The sequence below is a fragment of the Paenibacillus sp. FSL R5-0486 genome (assembly GCF_037975155.1).
Taxonomy (GTDB): Bacteria; Bacillota; Bacilli; order Paenibacillales; family Paenibacillaceae; genus Paenibacillus; species Paenibacillus amylolyticus.
Map to the genome: position 1 here is coordinate 2,342,520 of NZ_CP150237.1, position 19,157 is coordinate 2,361,676.

Annotated in this window: 17 protein-coding genes, 1 tRNA gene and 1 riboswitch; of the genes, 11 read left to right on the forward strand and 7 right to left on the reverse strand. The window is 45.9% G+C overall.

Translation table 11 applies throughout. From position 1 onward, the window contains the following. Positions 1–85: 85 nt before the first annotated feature. Both MKY01_RS10630 and MKY01_RS10635 read left to right on the forward strand, forming a co-directional pair. Entirely contained in the window at positions 86–634 is a 549-nt protein-coding gene (locus MKY01_RS10630) for a GNAT family N-acetyltransferase (protein WP_076318433.1), read from the forward strand. Between the two features lie 193 nt (positions 635–827). Next, positions 828–1,958 (forward strand): glycosyltransferase family 4 protein, encoded by a 1,131-nt coding sequence (locus tag MKY01_RS10635; RefSeq protein ID WP_036609621.1) that lies wholly within the window; start codon positions 828–830, stop codon positions 1,956–1,958. A gap of 135 nt (positions 1,959–2,093) precedes the next feature. Here MKY01_RS10635 and MKY01_RS10640 read toward each other — a convergent pair whose 3' ends face one another. Continuing rightward, positions 2,094–3,149 carry a membrane protein gene (locus MKY01_RS10640; RefSeq protein WP_036609619.1) on the reverse strand — a complete coding sequence of 352 codons (1,056 nt, stop codon included), beginning with the start codon at positions 3,147–3,149 and terminating at the stop codon, positions 2,094–2,096. Between the two features lie 204 nt (positions 3,150–3,353). On the opposite strand from MKY01_RS10640, the gene MKY01_RS10645 reads away from it, so the two are divergent. The 4 genes from MKY01_RS10645 to MKY01_RS10660 all read left to right on the forward strand — a co-directional run bounded on the left by MKY01_RS10645 (position 3,354) and on the right by MKY01_RS10660 (position 5,172). After that, the gene (locus MKY01_RS10645) at positions 3,354–3,935 is read left to right on the forward strand and encodes a xanthine phosphoribosyltransferase (RefSeq protein WP_339286395.1); all 582 of its coding nucleotides are present in this window, start codon (positions 3,354–3,356) and stop codon (positions 3,933–3,935) included. Between the two features lie 97 nt (positions 3,936–4,032). Beyond that, a complete protein-coding gene (locus tag MKY01_RS10650) occupies positions 4,033–4,362 on the forward strand; it encodes a hypothetical protein (protein ID WP_036609615.1) in 330 nt (109 codons plus the stop codon). Positions 4,363–4,481: 119 nt separating this feature from the next. Then, on the forward strand, positions 4,482–4,700 hold the full coding sequence (locus MKY01_RS10655) for a hypothetical protein (protein ID WP_036609613.1): 219 nt from the start codon (positions 4,482–4,484) through the stop codon (positions 4,698–4,700). 142 nt (positions 4,701–4,842) lie between these two features. Next, the gene (locus tag MKY01_RS10660; RefSeq protein ID WP_017689352.1) at positions 4,843–5,172 is read left to right on the forward strand and encodes a carboxymuconolactone decarboxylase family protein; all 330 of its coding nucleotides are present in this window, start codon (positions 4,843–4,845) and stop codon (positions 5,170–5,172) included. Between the two features lie 73 nt (positions 5,173–5,245). Here the strand turns inward: MKY01_RS10660 and MKY01_RS10665 are convergent, their stop codons facing one another. Further along, positions 5,246–5,710, reverse strand: a complete 465-nt coding sequence (locus MKY01_RS10665; RefSeq protein WP_036609611.1) for a C40 family peptidase — start codon at positions 5,708–5,710, stop codon at positions 5,246–5,248. A gap of 5 nt (positions 5,711–5,715) precedes the next feature. Beyond that, positions 5,716–5,847, reverse strand: a riboswitch (cyclic di-AMP (ydaO/yuaA leader). Positions 5,848–6,265: 418 nt separating this feature from the next. Here MKY01_RS10665 and pelA point away from each other — a divergent pair. Further along, positions 6,266–7,228 (forward strand): pectate lyase, encoded by a 963-nt coding sequence (pelA, locus tag MKY01_RS10670; RefSeq protein ID WP_282321995.1) that lies wholly within the window; start codon positions 6,266–6,268, stop codon positions 7,226–7,228. A gap of 176 nt (positions 7,229–7,404) precedes the next feature. Continuing rightward, positions 7,405–7,488: transfer RNA gene (locus tag MKY01_RS10675), tRNA-Leu, on the forward strand. A 145-nt stretch (positions 7,489–7,633) separates the two neighbouring features. On the opposite strand, the gene MKY01_RS10680 is transcribed toward MKY01_RS10675, so the two are convergent. Continuing rightward, positions 7,634–9,319 (reverse strand): carbohydrate-binding protein, encoded by a 1,686-nt coding sequence (locus tag MKY01_RS10680; RefSeq protein WP_127543925.1) that lies wholly within the window; start codon positions 9,317–9,319, stop codon positions 7,634–7,636. Between the two features lie 415 nt (positions 9,320–9,734). On the opposite strand from MKY01_RS10680, the gene MKY01_RS10685 reads away from it, so the two are divergent. Beyond that, positions 9,735–10,574, forward strand: coding sequence for a divergent polysaccharide deacetylase family protein (locus tag MKY01_RS10685; RefSeq protein ID WP_282321994.1), 840 nt, complete (start codon positions 9,735–9,737; stop codon positions 10,572–10,574). On the opposite strand, the gene MKY01_RS10690 is transcribed toward MKY01_RS10685, so the two are convergent. Next, positions 10,549–11,295, reverse strand: coding sequence for an N-acetylmuramoyl-L-alanine amidase (locus MKY01_RS10690; RefSeq protein ID WP_036609607.1), 747 nt, complete (start codon positions 11,293–11,295; stop codon positions 10,549–10,551). The genes MKY01_RS10685 and MKY01_RS10690 overlap by 26 nt on opposite strands. Before the next feature lie 195 nt (positions 11,296–11,490). On the opposite strand from MKY01_RS10690, the gene MKY01_RS10695 reads away from it, so the two are divergent. After that, positions 11,491–11,709, forward strand: coding sequence for a YqzE family protein (locus tag MKY01_RS10695; RefSeq protein WP_036609606.1), 219 nt, complete (start codon positions 11,491–11,493; stop codon positions 11,707–11,709). Positions 11,710–11,808: 99 nt separating this feature from the next. On the opposite strand, the gene MKY01_RS10700 is transcribed toward MKY01_RS10695, so the two are convergent. The 3 genes from MKY01_RS10700 to MKY01_RS10710 all read right to left on the reverse strand — a co-directional run bounded on the left by MKY01_RS10700 (position 11,809) and on the right by MKY01_RS10710 (position 15,955). Further along, entirely contained in the window at positions 11,809–12,834 is a 1,026-nt protein-coding gene (locus tag MKY01_RS10700; RefSeq protein ID WP_339286396.1) for a hypothetical protein, read from the reverse strand. A gap of 154 nt (positions 12,835–12,988) precedes the next feature. Next, entirely contained in the window at positions 12,989–14,188 is a 1,200-nt protein-coding gene (locus tag MKY01_RS10705; RefSeq protein WP_282321992.1) for a YqhG family protein, read from the reverse strand. Positions 14,189–14,191: 3 nt separating this feature from the next. Further along, complete coding sequence (locus tag MKY01_RS10710) at positions 14,192–15,955, reverse strand: SNF2-related protein (protein WP_091017478.1); 1,764 nt, start codon at positions 15,953–15,955, stop codon at positions 14,192–14,194. Between the two features lie 502 nt (positions 15,956–16,457). Between MKY01_RS10710 and MKY01_RS10715 the strand changes: the two genes are divergently transcribed. Continuing rightward, the gene (locus tag MKY01_RS10715; RefSeq protein WP_282321991.1) at positions 16,458–19,100 is read left to right on the forward strand and encodes an adenosylcobalamin-dependent ribonucleoside-diphosphate reductase; all 2,643 of its coding nucleotides are present in this window, start codon (positions 16,458–16,460) and stop codon (positions 19,098–19,100) included. Positions 19,101–19,157: the final 57 nt, after the last annotated feature.

A 19,157-nucleotide genomic window follows, 5' to 3' on the forward strand; every position in this document is an offset into this window, starting at 1 on the left:
TTTTTGTTCTCATTTTGACGAAAAATCTATTTCCCGGTATAGTACCATTAGTTTAAAAGAGATCAGGAAGCGGAGGAGAACAATGATGCACTCATTCAGGATCAGTAGCGAATATATTAACGATGGTTTTCAAGCGGTTCAGGCGAAGCCGGAAGATACGGAGGATGTGATGTCGCTGCTGGTGGAGACAGCCGAATGGTTACAGAGCCAAGGTTCTTCCCAATGGAACGCTTTGCTTAAAGGTGAAGATTCACATGATACGGCAGGGGCGATTCGCCGTGGGGATGTGTTTGTATTCAAAAAAGGAGCGGATGTAGCGGGGATGGTCATCCTTTTGGTTCAGCCAAGTCCTTGGGATATTCATCTTTGGGGTTCAAAAGCTCATGCCGAGGATGGCGCAATTTATCTGCATCGGCTAGCGATTCGAAGAAAATATGCTCAGAGCGGTTTAGGACGGTCCATTTTGCAATGGTCCAGCAGCGGCATACATTTTGAAGGCAAACATAATCTTCGGTTAGATTGCGGAGCGAGCAATGCTACGTTGAACGCCTTTTACGCGCGGAACGGGTATACTTTTTTGGGAGTGACCGATGGTTACAGTACATATGAGAAGCCCGTGGAGCCACTGAGCTGAGAATTCTGACTATCCTATGAATATGTTGACGACAACCGCAAGCGATGGACTGCTGAATTAAAGCTTTTGCTTCTGAGGGGAACGTTTCATGAATATGTTGTATATACGAGTTATCGTAATATAGATGTTCCGGCTTCCCTATGTCATAATGGATAGTAGAGCAGTACGTAAGTTAGAAAGGGGGAAACTAAAGGTGAAATTGCTGCAGGCGCTTTTCTTTCCTCCGGAGCAGCCCGGAGGTGTATCCTCTATGATTCCGTATATGCAAGAGAGATTTACAACCCCGAGGTGGGAAATGGATCTGTTCTCGTTGCCAAAGCGAATTCGCAATAAGGGCAGAGAGGAAGTTCAGTTCGAAACGTTTGACTGGACTGAATATCAGGATAGTCCTGTTGTCCAAAAATATATTCAAACATATCGTGATTATCTTTGGTGGACCAAACTGCGTATTCAGAAGCCCTATGATCTGATCCATGCCCACCACCCAATTGCAGGACTTGCGATGAAAACAGTTTTCCCGGATACACCCCTCATTCAGACGATTCACTCCAGTTATGAACGAGAATTAATCCTTAATGGACGCATTGAAACGGATGGACCGGAGCATCGATTCCTGCTTGCGATATATGGTGAGCTGGAACACCAGGCAGAGCGCCTTTTGACGGTGTCGGATTCGTTCCGCCGTTATCTGGCTCCCTACGTGAAGGAACCTGATGTCATCGGTGTGATTCCCAATGGATTTGATGAGAAGCGCTTTAAGCCGATCCCTCATGATAATGCGATACCACAGCTGGTCACAGTATGTCGGCTTGTTCCGGCAAAAGGGTTGGATATTCTTTTCAAAGCTTGTGCGGAACTGAAGGGTCGAGGTCATGATTATGTGTTACATATTATTGGAGATGGACCGATTCGTCCTGACCTGGAAGAATTGGCGCAGCGACTGGGGATCTATAATGAGACCATCTTCTATGGTTACACACTGCACCCTGAGGAATTCATGCCATTCTTTGATATTTTTGTACTTCCTTCACGGGCAGAAGCATTTGGTTCCGTCTTTGCTGAAGCGGCGCTGAGTTGTCTTGCCCTTGTGGGTACGGATGTAGGTGGTATACCGGAACAGATCGAGAACGGTAGTAATGGGTTGCTTGTACCGGCAGAAGATCCTTCTGCATTAGCTGAAGCGCTTGAAAAGGTGATGCTGGACCCGGCTTATCGTTATGAACTTGCCCGTTCAGCGTGTGAAAAAGCCAAAACACATTACTCGCTCGGCAGATCAGTCAATGAGCTGAAAAAGATGTATCTTCAGTTTCCTAGCCAAGCCTAAAACGTAGAGCAAAAAGTGCGAGCCGCTGTGATAAACAGCGGCCTTTTGTCATGTTTAAGGAAAGAGTACCCGCGGTGAATTGTGGTTAGAAGGCAAACGGATGCTCATATTCATGAAATACATGGACCGTGAGATTTATATATTGTTGCGTTTACGAAAGGTGCCCCAGCGGTTCAGTACCAATTTGGCAGCCCAGATTAATGCCATAGTTCCAAAGATGGGGTAAAGGATGGACAGCAGGGAACTGAATCCAAACTGGCTGAGTGAGTAACACAATAGCATAATGGTTAATGTAATGAAACGGGGATGGACACGTATATGTTGTCTCAGTTGCAAGGTCATTCCATAGATATCGGCTACAAAGGTAGTGAATATTTCCATGAAAATAAGGGATACATATACAGATTGCACTGCCCATCCAAGTTGAAAGGCAATGCTGCCCATCGGGATTTCGAATTGGATGATGCCGGGCATCTGAGCTGACATGGCAAAATGAGCTGCCATCAGCATGAAACCAACGCCAATTCCACCCAATACTCCACCCCACTTCAGCACATTCCGACTACGAATCTGGTTACCTACAGGCACAAGAACAGCTTGAGCCAACACCAGATTGAATGAAGTATACAATAGTGGAGACAGCCACACTTGAATAGGGTTTGAGTCTGTCGTCAGTGTGATGAATCGGGAAGCACCTGGATGATGGATCGTACTGGTGATCATGAGCAGAGATAACAGGAGCATCATGGGCACAACGATGCTATTCATTTGTAGGATGGCTTGAATGCCCCGACCGAGAAGCAGATATGTCCCTACAAGTGTGACGATCAGACCTGTCTGATAATGCAAACCCAGATGCTCGACAAAAACGGAGCCTGCTCCGGCAAGCATGACACTGTTCACGCCAATGAGAATGAGAAGGGTCACCCAGGTGATCCATTTGCCCGCCTTATGGCCGAATAAATGTTTGTTCAGATCCTCATAAGAGCGGGACCCGGTATCGTGAGCGATCAGCATCATTTTGGTACCTAACCAGACAAAGAGCATGGTGGATAAGCCTATGGTGATGGTGGCCCATTTGCCATACTGGGTAAAAAACTGCAAAATTTCCTGCCCTGTAGCGAAGCCGGCTCCAACAACCGTTCCAATGTATGTAAATGCGATCTGCAGCACCCGAAATGCCTGTTTCATGTGTTTCCCCTCTCAGGCCCCTGTATAGTTTGGACATGCGGGTACCATGGTACAAGGTATGCTTGACCCACGAAAGTCATGACAATCGATAATGAGCTTTGGCTTGAAATGCGTCCCAAGGACAGCGTCAAGGCAATTTCGCTTGAACTTATAGATAGATATATGATACTTTTACCTCATAGGATAGGCTTGGGAGGTCAAATCATGGAATTATTGAAACAACGAATTTTACAAGAAGGTGTGGTTATCTCGGATCAAGTATTAAAGCTGGATGGTCTGTTGAACCACCAGATTGATCCTGCATTAACGATGGAGATGGGACGTGAGTTCGCTGCCCGTTTTCGTGAAAGTGGAGTAACTCGGGTAATCACGGTAGAATCCTCAGGGATTCCGGTTGCGTTTGCCGTAGCCTATGAACTGGGGGTGCCACTTGTATTCGCCCGTCGCAAAAAAACACTTCTGGCTGATCCTGATGCTTACTGTGAACGTGTACCGTCCTTTACCAAAGGAATTGTAACTGACATTATGGTATCTCGCGAGTTCATTCATGAGAATGACCGCATTTTGTTCATTGATGATATTATTGCCAATGGAGATGCCGCTCGTGGCGTCATCAAAATTATCGAGCGTTCCGGTGCGGAACTCGTCGGATTCGGCGTTGTGGTCGAGAAAAGTTTCCAGGCAGGGGCACGCACGATTCGTGAACAGGGTATTCCGGTGGAAGCCTTGGTACGCATTCGTTCCCTGAACGATGGAACAGTACAATTTGACGATAACGAAATGTGACATTTTAAAGGAATAGGGCCTATTTTTTGAACTATGCCTTTGCATGACCGCCGATTTCATTTATAATGGGGTTATGTTAGGGAGAGGAGGCAACACCATGGGGAACCAACCGGCAACAGAACAATTTTTTAATGATAAGCTGGCGGAATCGAAAGTTCATTTTGAACGTGCCCTGGATTGTAAACATACGGAATTCGATGACCTTTATCCCTATATGATTGAACATCCTCAATTTTTCTGGTACAAACGCTATGTTGCCTGGTCAGAATTACTGACGATTGTAGGCTTGTGCGAAGAGTTGTCCTTCTCTTGGAAAGAACAATTTACACCGCATCAAGTGGAGTACCTTGAAGAACGTGTGATGTCCGCCAAAGTGCTTGATTTTTGGTTCGAGAAGAACGACAGCAAAGAGCACGCGCAGCGGTAACTTTCAGTCGGGACATAATTTCGAATGACATGACAGTCCAATACAGTCACGTGAGACCTAAATGACTTTTCATTTAGGTCTCTTTTTGTAAATAAATTTGAAATATAGGAGCCATGAAGATGATTAGTGATACAGAATTGGACGCCCTGCGTCTGTCAGGTGAGAAAGTTAGAGTCGTACGGGACGAGCTGGAATCGAACGACGTGAAGGGGATTGTGGTTGCCTGGGATGGCGAGCAGGTACTTATCCGTCGTCAGAATCGACGTGTCGTTAAGCTGGACCGAGGTTACAGCTATCAGCTGTTCAGCGAGCCGCGCCAGAGTCCACTTAGTGAGTAACAGCTGATAATTATGGCAGTGGCCATGAGCGTTAAATGTTTGGAATTACCATGATTTCTTGGCATAATTGGCTCACTGGGGAGAGAAGATAGGTACAGTGAGGAAGATCTGTAACTATAGCCGAGAGGGTGTGCTACAAGCCATGACATTGATGAATGATAAAGTTCATGCCTACAAGGATCAGATTGGAGCATTAAGCGATGTACTGCCAGGTGTGGTGAAGTCGTATCATGAGTTTACTGGAGAATGTTTCCAACCTGGTGTGATTGATGCGAAGACAAAACAGCTAATTGCGCTTGGCATTGGATTATTCGCCAACAATGAGGTATGTACCTTCTACCATGTAGAAGAAGCCCGTGCTAAGGGCGCAACAGATCAGGAGATTATGGAGACCGTAGCCGTGGCTGGAGCTGTTGGTGGAGGACATGCCCTGTCTCAGGGTGCGATGCGAGTGCAGAAGGCGCTGCATTAGTAAGCAATGCAACATACATTTTTAAGTGCAAAAAAGGCATCCGGTTAATAACCGATGCCTTTTTGTATGTGAATCACATTTTACCTAACATTTTATCATACATAAACTGTCCAGTTACCCGACGTGCTGTTACATAACGATCATTGAAGTATGGATTCGATAACTTCGTGATGCTTACACCTTTACTGCTGGAGGCATGAGCGAATTGTCCGCCGCCGATATATACACCTGTATGTGAAATGCCTTTGCCTGTTGTATTAAAGAACACGAGATCACCTGTCCGAACATTGCTCTTGGATACGGGAGTACCTGCTTTGGCTTGCTGCTGCGAAGTACGTGGCAATTCAATGCTGTATTTGTTGAAAAGATATCTCATAAAACCAGAACAGTCGAAGCCGGCTACAGTTGTGCCACCCCATTTGTAAGGAATACCTGTCATGTTGTTCACTACGGAGTTGATACTGCTTGCCTCTGTGCTTGTTGCCCCGGATGTAAATAATACAGCTGCTCCAAAAATGGAGATAATCAGTTTTTTCAAAATCAATGTTCTCCCTTCGATGCCTACGGAGTTAGCTAAGGGTTCGGTAGAAGGTTCCCTATATTTCCTATGTATAAGAATAATTCACCCAAATTGGTTCCCCCGTTTTCAAACATGAAACTCGGCAATGAATAATTAAGTTTTTGTAACTATTTGAAACTATATTGCATAAATGCGTAATTGTCAAACCCATTTAAAACCCTTCGTAATACCTCAATGTTAGCGGAATTAAGGTTTTTATATGAAAGAAGGGATCAAGTTTGGGTATCATTCATGACAAAAACGTCATTATTGGTTCGTTTAATACGAATTTGGATAAATAAATAGGTTTGTCATGAGTTAAAAGAACTATCCCGTTATGTAGAATTAGAGAGATTATATTCATTAAGTTGCATATATTGACAAAAATCGTTTTTTTGCATATTATCTGATTATCCAATCCACATATTGGATTAAAATTGATTTTATTATGCGATAAATACAAATAAAGGAGGTTTGGGGCGTATATCATAGGTAAAGTAGAAGTGGAAGATTTATAAAAACGAACATAGGAGAGTGTTACATTTGAAAGCGAAGAAAATAATTACTTTTGTCCTGGCATGTACGATGGTGTTCTCAGTAGTTGGAATGGCAGTTCTCCCTTTAGGGACGGTATCTGCTGCAGATGCGTCGGGTACTACAGCGAGTATTTCTGATATTTTGAAGAACCAGCTACCGGATGGAGGTTGGAGAAAAGATTATAAACAGACAAGTGGAGAGTGGGCAAAGTCCACGATAGACAACAAGGCTACATACTCAGAAATTAGAAGATTGGCGAAGGAATTTAAAAAGACGAATGATCCGCGTTACTCCACAGCTGCAATCAAAGGAATTAACTTTTTGATCAACATGCAGTATTCAAACGGCGGGTGGCCACAAGTTTACCAAAGCTCCGGATACCACAAGCACATCACTTACAATGATGATGCCATGATTAATGTAATGATCATGCTGGATGAAGTAGCAGCACGCAAAGGTGATTTCTCATTTATCGACAGCACACTTGCTAACCGCAGTAAAAATTCAGTTGCCAAAGGTGTTGAGGCGATTCTGAATACACAGGTCGTTTCAGGTGGTAAGCTGACAGCATGGGGACAACAACATGATTCCAGCTCTCTTAAACCAGCGAGCGCAAGAATCTACGAAGTGCCATCGCTGACAGCTGGAGAGAGTGTAACGATTGTTAAATTTCTAAAAACCAGACCTGCTAACGCTAAAATTACCGCATCCATTAAAGGAGCGGAGGCTTGGTTTAACAAAGTGAAAATTACGGGTTACAAGTATGAAAGAGCTAATGGAGATAGTAAAATTATCGCTGATTCCAAAGCTGCACCAATTTGGGCACGCTTCTATGAGATCGGAACGGATAAACCAATCTTTATTGGTCGTGACGGGGTAGTAAAATACAAATTAAGTGATATTGATAAAGAAAGAAGAGGCGGTTATGCATGGTATGGCAACTGGCCTTCCAAGCTGTAATTTGTAGTATGCTTCCGTATTAATGAACCAAACTATTAGCAGCAGTTAAAGGTAAAGCCCGAATCGACATGGACGTCTGATTCGGGCTTTATTGTTATTATTTTCAGTGTTGACATGATAGATTACGCATGATATATTATTTCTTGTCGCCGATATCGATGACGGAGATACAATATGCGGTCGTGGCGGAATTGGCAGACGCGCACGGTTCAGGTCCGTGTGGGCTAACCCCCGTGGAGGTTCGAGTCCTCTCGACCGCATCTAAAAAAAAGACTCCTTAAGCTAACGCTTAAGGAGTCTTTTTTTGCATTTTTTGATATAACACTAACTTTAGTGATGAGTATTCAAGAGGTTAGTGCTTAGCTGCACGTACAGTAAATGTCTTCCATCAGCCATACGGAACGTTTATTGTGCTGCGGTAACATTAACGCTGTCAATATTCGGTCCTTCCGATCCGGTGGTAACCACTTTCAATGTATTGGTCCCCGTGTTCATGGGAACCTGTATTGTTTTTTCAACCCAAGTGGACCAGCTTCCCGTAGCCGGAAAGGGCTCGTTGCTAATGACTTTGGTTCCGTTCACAAAAATGTCGAGGTTCCGAGTGCCGCTTTCCAGCGCATAACGAAACTTTACGTTTTTGGTACCTGTTGTCGTGTTATTAATGCCGTTCCATTGAATGGCCGAACCAGTCATCGCATTGAAGTTAACATACCCGGACCCAGTGTAACCGGTGTAGATTGTTTCAATGGCAGCTTCCGTAAGTGACGTTCCGGTCTCGGCTTCATACGTAGTGCCACTGCCTGTATTCCCGCCGCTATTTCCGCCAGTAACGTTGGCAACAAACGTTGTTACGCTCTGAGGCGGGAGCTGTGCCGTGAAGGCTCCATTGGATACGTTAAGCGAGGTTCCGCTTGCCAGGTTTCGACTGCTGTCCGTAATCCATGAGGACACAGTAGAGGCATTACCATTCTGCAGAACGAATTTTTGGCTTGTGGCTGAAGTTCCACGGTTAATTGCCACGACGACGACTTTGTTATCACCTTTATAGGCTGAGACAAATGTGTTTGTATCCGGATTTTTCGTTGCATCGACTCGCAGGTAGCCTGGACGCACGAATTTAGAGAAATGAGCCATATTATACCCGCGTTTGCTTATGGTACCGTCCTCTTTCATCGGACCATACTGTCTGCGGATGTACCACCACACGTAGGCCTGGAAATCACCTTCTACCATGGCATTGTGCATGTGATAGGAAACGTCTAATGCTTCAGGCCAGCGGTCTGCTGAGTTGTTGTCACTGTTTGGAACATACACTTCAGTCATCCACAGTTCTTTACCGGCTCCTTTTTGCTTAAAGAGAGGGTAGGCAAAATTTGAAATTTGGGTTCCATACGTATGTGCTCCCAGAATGTCCATGTTGGCAAGTGCCTGCGGATCATTCAGGATTGGGTCGGATATGTTCTTTAAGTACTGGAAGGATTCAGGCGCCATGACTTTGGTACCTTGGATGGACCCGGCATTTTCTTTCATGAATCGAAGGATCTCTTGTGGAGTCCACCAAGTCCAGTCATGAGCATAATCCGGTTCGTTTTGCACAGAAATGGCATACAGATCTACGCCGTTATTTTTCATGTAGGTTACAAAGTCGTTCAGATGTTGCGCATATGCGGTATATTTGTCGTATTTCAGACGTTTGGCATTTGTGTCCCCATTGCGGTTGAATGTTTCAACCATGCTGCTTGGAGGATTCCATGGGGATGCAAATACAATAGCACCCTTTTCGATAGCCCGTTTGGCTGTGGCAACTTCACGATACCAGTTATTGGAATCTGGATCAACGTAGATTCTGAGAATTGAGAAGCCTAATTGATTCTGGTCATTACCAAAAGCAGTTTCACGTTGAGCGGGAGTCAGATCACCAATCCAGGCAGGAAGGTTAATGCCCCCAAAGCCCTTGATCAGCTGTTTTTCCGAGGACAAATTAATGTTGGCATCGCTGGCTGCTGACACATTTGTCGGGGTTAACATCAAAGGCAGGGCTGTTAAACAGGCCAAAAGAACATTAATCGTCTTTTTTAGTTTGAATTTCACTACTTTCATCCTCCTCGATAATAGTAAGTTACATAGAGAAACCGCAACCAGGAATAACAAACAAGAATAGCGGATTGTCTGGCATTTATTTTATGTAAACCCTTTCAAAACCTCCTTCCATAAATCATAGAATAGAAATGAAGCATAGAACCTCTTTCATTTGTTGATTCTACTAAATAATTCCTTAACTGAAAACCTGACAAATTACAGTATTTTTTCTAATTAATCTCTATTTTCTAACTGTTCGATGACAGTTCTTGTCTGAATGCTAAGGAGAAAACGGGAATGATGGAGATCTTCACTTGAGATAGAGGTCTTCAATGGCGGGGATATGATCATTAAGGAAGGCTTTGGCTTACATAATCCTCCCTTCATTATCAAACAATGAGATCACAGAAGTTACGGGGAGGGAATCATGATGAAGGTACAGAGAAAGATTTATCGATTCATTGCAGGTATCATGGCATTATTGATTGTGATTTACGCAGGCATATCGGCAGGAGGGCCTACAGCGGCAGCTTCAGAGTCCACATCAAATCACAAACGGTTAGCGATTATCATCGATGATGTTGGTAATGACATGAAGGGTACGGCAGAGATCCTGGCGATGCCAGTTAAACTAACGGTAGCGGTCATGCCTTTTTTACCAACAACGAAGAAAGATGCGACGGCTGCACATGAAAAGGGGATGGATGTGATTGTGCACATGCCCATGGAACCCAAGAAAGGAAGACCTGAATGGCTGGGCCCGGGTGCAATCACATCCAATCTAACAGATGAAGAAGTCCGCTCACGCGTGGAGAAAGCGATTGATGATGTGCCACACGCCATTGGCATGAACAATCATATGGGTTCCAAAATTACTTCGGACAAACGCATCATGTCCATTGTGCTCGATGTATGCAAGGAGCGGGGCCTCTTTTTTGTAGACAGCCGTACGAACTTTCGCTCTGTGGTGGGGGAACTGGCCATATCCAAAAACATGCCACCTGTAGGTAATGACATTTTCCTGGATGATCAAAACTCCAAGCAACACATTCGCAAGCAACTGGATCTGGCTGCTCAGCGTGCGATCGACAAGGATATCTGTGTTGTCATTGGTCATGTCGGTCATTCGGGGATGAATACATCCGCAGTAATTCGTGAATCCGTCTCCCGTTTGCAAAATCAGGTTCAATTTGTAGGGATCGGTGATCTGGTTCGAGATGTGTGGCAATGGCAGTCTGCTCCTACACTACCGACAGATAATAAATAATGCCATTGGCAATGGACTGGGCGATTCGTTTTTGCTCAGCGGGGTCATTCATTCTGGCTCGATCTGCCGCATTGCTCAAAAATCCGGTTTCGACGATGACGGCAGGTTGCTTCACGTAATTCAATATATAAAAGGGCTTGCCCCATACAACCCCGTGCTCCGTTTCGTACAACTTGTTCATGGCATCCTGAATGGATTGGGCCAGCAAATAACTCCTGCCTTCTTTCTGGTGCAGTACCACCGGGCCGTGTGCTGTCGATCGGGGACTCCAGTTCGCATGAATGCTGACCACGATATCTGTACTTACTTCTTCGCTAAGGCTTTTACGTTGGGCAAGATCTCTGGTATGACGGGAGCGGCTGTTCAGCCAGCGGTTCTCATCACTAAGTGCATAATCACCAAGTCGATTGATGATAACGGCATAACCTTTGCTGCGAAGCAGGAGATAGACCTTTTGGCTAATGGCCAGGTTGATATCTTTTTCCAGCACACCTTGGGCTGACGTACCACCGTCAATACCCCCATGGCCTACGTCGAGCAGGATAACGGGTGCTGCAAAGGCATGATGACTTGAGCGATAAGCATCTCCATCGGTCACTGGCAGCATGGATGGACTGTTCTGGGACGGGGCTGCTTTTCCATGCGCGACATGGTGGGGCAGGATGGGAAGACAATGGAAGCTAATGAGCAAGGCCACCGAAGCGGTCAGTAGCTTATACATGGGAATACACACTCCTTCATGAAATAGGTACCGGATGCAGATTAAAGACTGTATGGATACCTTTGGCATTAGACTGTGCATTTTGAGGGTTTTCATACTCCTTTCAATAAAAAAATGTTTAACCATTGCACATCCTGCACACAATAGAACTATCGTAAGCTCCGTGAAAGTGCAGGAGCGAAGGAGGCAGAGGTTATGGCCAAAAGTGATGAGTTGGTAAAATACATTACGCAACGTGTAGTACATTATATCGATACGCCGAAGGATGAGCGGAAAGGTCGCACCAAAAGGAAAGAGCCGTGGGCGATGAAGTGGTTTGGTATGATCCCTTTCGCTGTATCCCTGTGGGTGGGGAAAAAGGAAAAAGAATTCGATACACAGTCTCATAAACGAAGTTCTTCGGGTAAAGGGTGACAATCGCTTACCTATTTCACTAATGTAAAACCAAAAGACGCAATCCCTTAAAATGGGAAAGCGTCTTATTTGTTGTTTAACAGTTTATCTGACTGTATCTTAAGAATTTGCTGATGATAAAGGATTTACGATGTAAAAATGGCCATCTTGCTGCAATGTGCTCAAAGGGACAAAGCGTTGAATGGATGATTTTCCACCTAGCGCTACATATAGAATAGACTCTGCAACCTGATCAGTATGCCACAGCTGATACCCGCTAACAGGTAGAGGACCGCCATATACAACGTTACGATCACCCGCTGAGAAAACAATCTCTTGATTCTCCCCGTGTTGTATCACATCTTTTGCCCGGTCGGCATCAACAGGCTTGGAGGTAATCCACAACAGATTGTCAGTCGGATTGAAGACGGGTCGCAGATGAAGTGGGTCGACTGATAAAGATGGCGTTGTGGATAAATCAGTTATGCTGACAGAGTTCTGTTTGGAATCAGCCTCCAGCAGGTTAAGGAACTCTGACGGCAGTACATCTCCGTTCGTAGCATCAATATAAAGTGCAGGATAATTAGGTTGCTCCACTTTCCAATAAGCCAGCAGGGGAAGAGCGTAACCAAGATGAAGCTCTCCTCCGCCAGCAAGTAATGCCTCAAGGTTCACATGTTGTCGATCTAAGGTTTGTCCAAGAAGTTCATTGTTGTATGGTGACTGTTCTCCATGACCATATTCACTAAGCATCAACTGACCCTGCTCTGTGGCCGTAATAATCATATATCCGATCGGTTTGCCTTCAAACTCAGCTTGTACGAGCCAGCTATGTAAACCCGGCCCCAGAGGGTAGAAGTCCAGGTCGGCGTTCTTCCAATGCACTTCGCCGTTAGCTGTACCAAGTGTAACAGCTTGTTTCTCTGCAAACCGTTGCACAGCAGCGGGAGCTAGCTTTTCATTCTGAATGGCATGATGTTTGGGACTATACTCAATTGATGATGCGGGGGATAGCGAAGACGTTTTTTGTTCCTCTGCATTGGCTATCGACCAAAAAGAGAATAGGGCAAGACAACTGAGCAAGCCCAAGGTTATACAGGTTGTTTTCCGAGCGTTGTTCCAACACGTATGAAAGAATCGTTTCAAATTTACACCTACTTTTTCATTTATCCGTTACCTGAGCGGGTCCTAGTTTCATTCTAGGGGACAGGCTATGCAAAGGTTGCTGCAACCTGTCGGGCGGCTGATCATGAATAAACACTACTTTTGCCAGCATTTGCAGGAAAAGTAGTGTCTTCGTCTATCTTAAGTGAAACATGCCGCTGCTAATGGCAGTCACTTTCACTTTGGGTTCATATTGCCAGATCATCTCGGTCCGGCGTGTCTCATACTGCAGTTTCATAGCTTCGCGATCGATTACCGCCTGTTTTGCTTTCTCTTCTTCGGCATCTGTCTCGGAGTCGATCGGTACTGCGGCCTCTGCCGCCAGTTCTACATCTGCTCCAATGGGTTTAGCGTTAGTTATATCCACAACTTTTATCAGTGGTGCAGGTGGCGTGCGGTCAGAATGGACATTCTCATTCTCCGTGTCTGAGGCTATGTTACCTGGTGATTCTACCTCAGGCGTATCTTCCCGGAGTACCGCCTCATAGTAGGTGTCCAACACGTCCAGCTCCAGATCAAGCCGCTCTCGGGCTTTCTCTGCCCAGCTATAATCGAGTTCCAGCAAGCGGTTCGTCAAATGAGATTCCAAAGCAGCTCCGGCATCAAATAACGAAACTTTAGCTGTCTGTACATGCATGTTCTCCGCAAGCCTCGGACTGAGATCACGTCGGTTCAGCTTAGTGCCGAATTTTTCTATAATTTCACCCGAGCGAAGGGAGATGCCGAGAAAATGCAATTCCTCCCGTTTCAAATCACAGGCGAATTCCACCTTGAAACACACACCAAGCCAAGGCTCATATACGGCTGGCGCTGTAGCCCGCAATTGCCGTTTGGCAGCCTGTTCGAACAGGTTCACGAAGGCACCGCCTTCACGGGCAGCGCCGAAAATCTGCTGCAGTCTGCGACTGCCATACACCACTTCTTCACGCAATATTCGTCCTGGTCCCAGCTGTGGCAGTGATGGCGTAATACCGAAGTAACGGCCTAAAATAGTTTCTTTTGGTGGCTCGCCTTGAGGACTACCGTTGGTTACGCCATTCGTTCCATCAGGGTTAGGAACAGCAGGAGGTGATGCTTGTGCAGCTGTGGCTTCTGCTGCTTCAATGGCCTGCTGATAACTGTCAGGATCAAATATAAATGTAAAGGACATCGTCTCAGCGGGTGCTCCGGTTCGTTCCACGAACCCCCAATAATAGGGGCGATTGGTCAACGCTTTGTCCGCCTCAGGCGAGAGTTTGACTGTAACATGGGCAGGAGAACGCTCCATAATCTGACAATCCAGTGCTTCCAGATAGGTGAGAACATAAGCCTGCACTTCATGGGGAGACATGGTCATGAGTTAGCTACCTCCTTTACGAAGATCTAACAACCCGGATACGGCAGGCCCTTCATCTGAAACCTCACGTTGAATAGAGTTCAGCGATTGTCCAAGTGAATCCATTTTGCGGCGAATATCTTCATCAGTTTGTGATTCCAGCATGATTTTGTACAAACTTTTCTCAATAGACTCCTTCTTCTCTAACCGTTCCAGAATGACATCCAGCCCGCCGATCACCATCTCAAACATATTGATCTTCTCATGTAGCAGATTCAGAATATGTTCCTCTATGGTTCCCGTCGTAGATAAATTGAAAATGTTCACGTCATTCTGCTGTCCCAGCCGGTGTACCCGACCGATCCGCTGCTCAACCCGCATAGGGTTCCAAGGCAGATCAAAGTTGATCATATGATGGCAAAATTGCAGATTGATGCCCTCACCACCTGCTTCGGTTGCAATCATGGCCTGCACACGCCCGCGGAAGAGATCCATCATCCAGTCTTTTTTGCCTCGATTCATGCCACCCCTATAGGGTACAGCCGTAAGCCCATTGTTGCGGAAATAGTTTAGCAGATACTCCTGCGTGGCCCGGTATTCGGTGAAGATAATTACTTTTTCATTCATGTTCCGAACCAGTTCCATCGTTTTCTCCGCTTTGGTATTCTCCTTGATCGCTTTAATATGGGCAACGAGTTCCCAAATCTTGTCCCGAAGGGGAGAGTCCAGCGGAAGTTTCTTCGACAGATTAACAAGCGTCACGAATACAGCATCTCGACTGCTGCACACTTCACGCTGCAATGTAACAAGGGAGAGCATGCTACTTAGGTTGCCGCCAGCTTCCTGGTACTGGTCTTTAACAAAGGAAGTCACGCCATCATAAAGCGCTTGTTCTTCAGGCGATAGTTGCAGATTCACGTTGGAGACATTCCGTTTGGTAAATTGAACGGGGCCTTCGCCGCGGCGGTTACGAATCATGACTTTGGATAACTCGTTCTTAAGCTGTTCCTGATTTTTCGGAACCCGTTTGTCTACAACAAAGTTGGCCGCAAAGTCACCCTGACGACCCAGTTGACCGGGCTTCAGCAGGTTGATCAGATTGAACAACTCGCTCATATCGTTCTGCACAGGTGTAGCTGTGAGCAGCAGACAATACTTTTTGCGCAATTTCAGCATGAATTGATAGTTGGTTGTTTTCTTGTTTTTGAGTTTATGAGCCTCGTCAATAATAATCATGTCGTAATCAGTATTCAGCAGCATATCTTTATGCGGGTCACGTTTGGCTGTATCCATGGAAGCAACAACCACTTCATTCTGCCAGGAATAGGCCTTTTTCTGGGCAATAGCAGGGATGCCAAATTTTGAATTCAACTCCCGTACCCATTGCAGTACAAGAGAGGCTGGCACGAGAATGAGTACCTTGGATACGAGACCTCGAACCATATATTCTTTCAGAATGAGACCGGCTTCAATGGTTTTGCCAAGACCCACCTCATCGGCGAGAATGGCCCGGCCTGACATTTCAAATAATACTCTGCGTGCAGTGTCCATCTGGTGAGGGAGTGGAGTGAGACCTTGTAGATGCTTGAGACATTGGATCTCGTCAAAATTGGGAATCAGGTTGGTCTCTTCGGCTTGAATGCCGAGTTGGAAGAGTCGGTAATCCCCCCAAGGCCCCCCTTTATCCAGTCGTGATTCCAATTGATTAATCCAGCTTCGATCAAATTCTAACGGGACGGGCAGCTCAGCTACAGGTTGATTTGTGTGGTGCGGGTTTTTCCGGTTCATGGTGTTTCCTCCCCTGCCATACGTGATGACGTTTTATTCGTAGGTAATAGTATGGACGAATGAGAGTCAGTTCATAACTATGTGGGTTCAAATAAGGAATATTTACACTTGTCACTCCGATGACAGAATAACCTTCCAATCGCTGTTATCCCCAGATATTTTTTGATTCCCTTGTCCAAAGGGGGAAAACCCGGGGATAGCGTATGCTTTCGATGCAGCTTTCTTTCAGAAAGCTTTTAGGCCAACGCTTCGCTTCTTCAGGTTATTTCTGTCCTCTCCGTTCTTGTGTAAAAAGTTTAGTTGAACCAATGTGAACTACAGTTTATTTACAAGAAGCTTGTCCGAGCATAGGGAGTATATGAAGATGGATTATGATAAAAGTCATATGGAAAATCAATATATGGTGTAATATACTGGTTTTATATCACTATATGTGGTGTTTCATCATAATTTACTTTTATAGTGAAAATGGAGATTTATTCCGGGGAGGTTGAACGTAGCGATGAAATCGAACCAACGATCGTACCAATTAGAAGGACTTAGCGAAAAAATATTTCTGGACCGATACGCCTGGAAGGACGCTGATTCGAATCATGCCAAGGTCGGAGATGTGGTATTGGTATTAACGAAGGATGATCCGAAGTTCCCAACCAAGGAAGTGGGCGAAATCATAGAACGTCAGGGTCAGCTTGTACAGGTAAGAACTCGAAGCGGAGAGATGATCGAGACAAGTGTGGAGAAATTGACACTCAACATAGAAAAAACACCGGAAGAGATGTGGGACCGTCTTGCCAAAGCGATGGCTTCTGTCGAATCCACAGCCGATCAGCGGGCAACGTGGGAATCCAAGTTCCGCTCTGTGTTGGAAGATTGGAAGTTAGTACCCGGAGGCCGAATTGCTGCGGGTGCGGGGGCAAGCGATGAGTTGACACTCTTCAATTGTTATGTCATTCCATCTCCGCAAGACAGTCGGGGTGGCATCATGATAACCTTGACTGAGATGACGGAGATTATGGCACGTGGGGGAGGCGTAGGCATTAATTTGTCCTCTTTGCGTCCTCGCCGAGCGGTGGTGAAAGGTGTCAACGGATCATCCAGCGGTTCCGTATCGTGGGGCGGATTGTTCAGTTATACGACTGGACTGATTGAACAGGGCGGAAGCCGCCGGGGTGCGCTCATGCTGATGATGAATGACTGGCATCCGGATGTGCTTGATTTTATTACCGTGAAACAAACGATGGGGCAGGTGACCAATGCCAATTTGTCTGTATGTGTGAGCAACGCATTTATGGAGGCTGTCAAGCAGGACGGAGATTGGGATTTGGTTTTTCCCGATACAAACGATCCAGACTATGATACCGAGTGGAACGGGGATATGCAGCAATGGAAAGCCGCAGGTCATTCGGTGGTGCACTATCGTACGCTGAAGGCGCGCGAAATCTGGCATACCATTATTGAATCAGCCTGGAAATCGGCAGAGCCCGGTGTGGTATTCATGGAGTACTATAACCAGATGTCCAACAGCTGGTACTTCAATCCGATCATCTGTACTAATCCTTGCGCGGAACAGGGTCTGCCTGCCTGGGGTGTATGTAATCTGTCTGCGATCAATCTGTCCAAATTCTACGATGAAACAAATCATGATGTGGCATGGGATGAACTGGCGGAAACCACTCGTATCTCGGCTAGATTTTTGGATAATGTCATCGATGCAACACCATATCATTTTGAGGAAAATAGACTGAATCAGCAGCGTGAACGCCGGGTTGGGCTTGGCACAATGGGACTGGCAGAGCTGATGATTAAGCTGCGTATTCGATACGGCGGTCCTGAATCTCTTGTTTTTCTGGATAAACTGTATGGATTCATGGCGAAGGAGGCCTATCTGGCATCGGCAGAGATTGCAGCAGAGAAGGGAGCTTTTCCAGCTTTCGAAGCTGAACCGTATTTACAGAGTGGATTCATGAAAAACATGGTTGCGACGTACCCTGAAGTGGGAGAGGCCATTAGCAAACAGGGCATTCGAAATGTCACACTGATCACACAAGCGCCAACGGGAAGTACAGGTACGATGGTGGGCACATCAACAGGTATTGAGCCGTATTTCGCCTTCAAGTATTTCCGTCAAAGCCGTCTAGGTTATGATGAACAGTTCGTACCGATCGCGCAAGATTGGCTGGATAAACATCCGGGTGAAGCTTTACCAGACTATTATGTGACGGCGATGGATCTGTCGGCTGAGAATCATATCCGGGTGCAGGCTGCGATCCAGCAATGGGTGGATAGTTCGATCTCGAAGACGGCCAACTGTCCGGCTGATTTTACAGTGGAGGATACGGCTGAGCTGTACGAACTGGCCTTCGACCTTGGCTGCAAGGGAGTAACGATATACCGCGACGGCAGCAGGGATGTGCAGGTGTTGTCCACGTCGAAGAAGGAAGCGACCCAGGCTGAAGATCAGAACACGGCGGAAGCTGAAGAGAAGACAGTCGTATCTGCAATAGAAAACCCGAATAATGCTGAAGTACAGGCAAGTGATGGAACTTCCAATAGCCAGGTTGGTGTTAAAACGCATTCTTCCGATCAAGCCCCTTCCTCTTCTACAGTACTGGATAAACAATACAGAAGCCGTCCTCAAGTACTGCGCGGTGCGACATACAAAATCAATACGCCATTTGGTATGGCTTACATTACGATCAATGATCTGGAGGGAACCCCGGGTGAGATCTTCCTGAACGTGGGCAAAGCGGGATCGGATGTGTTTGCCATGGCTGAGGCACTCGGTCGAGTATGCTCTCTGTTCCTTCGATACGGAGATCATGGGCAAAAGGTTGAACTGTTGATCAAACATCTCAAGGGAATCGGTGGTTCGGGAGCGATTGGCTTCGGAGCCAATAGGGTTGAATCGATTGCTGATGCAGTCGCCAAAGCATTGGAAAGTCATGTACAGAGCGATGTGCAGGAGAACGAACCTGGAGCATTACAAAAACAGAATCAAGTGGAGAGCACGTATCCAAAAGTAGTAGAGGATCAGAAAACCTTTATCGAATCGAGAGATTTATGTCCTTCATGCGGCTCGGCATCCCTGATGAATGTGGAAGGTTGCAAAACATGCAGCAACTGTGGGTACAGTAAATGCAATTAAATATCTTTTGAAAAAAAGAGAAAAAGAAAGGCACTCCTGACTCCATTACGAAGTCAG